This is a genomic window from Opacimonas viscosa, assembly GCF_024199005.1.
Lineage (GTDB): Bacteria > Pseudomonadota > Gammaproteobacteria > Enterobacterales > Alteromonadaceae > Opacimonas > Opacimonas viscosa.
Window position 1 is genome coordinate 1 of sequence record NZ_JANATA010000421.1, and the last position, 209, is coordinate 209.

Annotated in this window: 1 pseudogene; it reads left to right on the forward strand. The window is 66.5% G+C overall.

Features of this window, described 5'->3' with window-relative positions:
• Positions 1-209, forward strand: a pseudogene (locus NLF92_RS14130) (LysR family transcriptional regulator); the annotation flags it as partial.

Sequence of the window (209 nt, forward strand, 5' to 3'; positions counted from 1 at the left end):
TTGGTTGGCACTTCGCTGATCGCGACGATGCAGAGCCAGCTTGCCAAGCGCTACGCCGCCTACCTGCCGCTCAGGCTGATTCCGCTGCCGCTGGAGATTCCAGTGCTGCGGGAGTGCCTGCAATGGCCGCGCTATCTCGAGGACGACCCGGGCCATCAGTGGATGCGCCAGTTGTTCCGGCAGGCCGCGGCCGAACTGGCCGGCGGCTT